At 62.6% G+C, this 1,590-nt stretch carries 1 protein-coding gene; it reads left to right on the top strand.

What is annotated here, in order from left to right; translation table 11 throughout:
- The first annotated feature begins 228 nt into the window (after nucleotides 1-228).
- Nucleotides 229-1,590: an IS110 family RNA-guided transposase gene (locus ABWV23_RS22310; protein ID WP_353351902.1), complete on the top strand. Its 1,362-nt coding sequence runs from the start codon at nucleotides 229-231 to the stop codon at nucleotides 1,588-1,590.

Raw genomic sequence — 1,590 nt, 5'->3', positions numbered from 1 at the left:
AACCGTTCCGGGCCGCAGCCCGCCTGTGCGCGGTAGCAACAGCCTGTGTTATGCTCATGTCGAAGGGCAGTTGCCGATCGCTTATTGGTGGGCTGGACCCCGTTAAAAAACGTGGCACATGGGCTGGTGCGCACTTGAGAGTGGTGACGGCGCGATCGCGGCGATCCCGGTTAGGAAGATGACGAACTTGCATGGCCCACGCCCTTCACCTTGAACGGAGGAGATGCCATGCCTAAGCCCACGACCGGCGACCACCCGGATTTGAAGATGGTCAACCCCGCAGCGGCCGCAATCGATATTGGCTCAACGATGCATATGGCGGCGGTGAACCCATCCACCTGTGACATGCCGGTGCGCGCTTTCGGCACCTTCACCCAGGACCTGCACGCCTTGGCCGATTGGTTTCTCGATTGCGGCGTCACCAGCGTGGCGATGGAGTCGACCGGCGTCTACTGGATACCGGCGTTCGAGATTCTCGAGGCCCGGGGCTTAGAGGTAATCCTCGTCAACGCCCGATATGCGAAGAACGTGCCGGGCCGCAAAACGGATGTCAGCGATGCCGGCTGGCTACGTCAGCTGCATTCCTATGGCCTGCTACGAGGGAGTTTCCGTCCTGATGCAGAGGTCGCAACGCTGCGTGCCTACATGCGCCAGCGCGAACGGCTGACCGAGTATGCCGCCGCCCATATCCAGCACATGCAGAAGGCCATGATGGAGATGAACCTACAACTGCATCACGTGGTCTCCGACATCACCGGCGCGACCGGTATGAAGATCATCCGTGCCATTGTTGCGGGAGAGCGCGATCCGGACGTGCTGGCCGACTACCGGGATGTGCGGTGCAAATCCTCGCCGGAGACGATCCGGGCAGCACTTGTGGGCAACGACCGGGCGGAACACGTCTTCGCTCTGGCGCAGTCGCTCGACCTTTACGACTTCTACAAAGCCAAGATCGAGGAATGCGATCAGCGGCTGGAAGAGGCTGTCGCCGCCCTGTCTGTCAAAGGCGGGAAAGACCTGCCGCCGCTGCCGAAGGCCCGCATCAAAGGCAGGCAGGTGAATGCACCGGCCTTCGATGTGCGGGCGGCGCTCTACGGGGTATTGGGAACCGACCTGACTCAGATCCATGGCCTCGGTCCTTCGTTGGCGCTGAAGCTGGTAGCGGAGTGCGGAACAGATCTGCGCGCCTGGAAGACGGCGAAGCACTTCACGTCCTGGCTCTGCCTGGCGCCGGGCAACAAAATCTCCGGCGGCAAGCTCCTGTCGTCGAAGACGCGGCGCTCCTCTAGCCGGGCGGCAGCCCTGTTGCGACTGGCCGCCACAACCATCGGACGCAGCGACACTGCCCTTGGTGCATTCTATCGCCGCCTCTCGGCGCGGGTCGGGAAGCAAAAGGCGGTGACGGCCACCGCCCGCAAGATCGCCGTCCTGTTCTACAACGCCATCCGCCACGGCATGACGTATCAGGATCAAGGGGCCGCAGCATACGACGAAAGGCACCGACAGCGGGTTCTCGCCAACCTCCAGCGCCGCGCCAAGACATTGGGTTACGCCTTGGCACCCGTTCCGCCTGAACCGGCTGTTTCTTAG

It is taken from the genome of Aquicoccus sp. SU-CL01552 (genome assembly GCF_040365005.1).
GTDB lineage: Bacteria > Pseudomonadota > Alphaproteobacteria > Rhodobacterales > Rhodobacteraceae > Antarcticimicrobium.
Note: the sequence above shows the minus strand (reverse complement) of the source record. Positions and strands in the feature narration are given on the sequence as shown.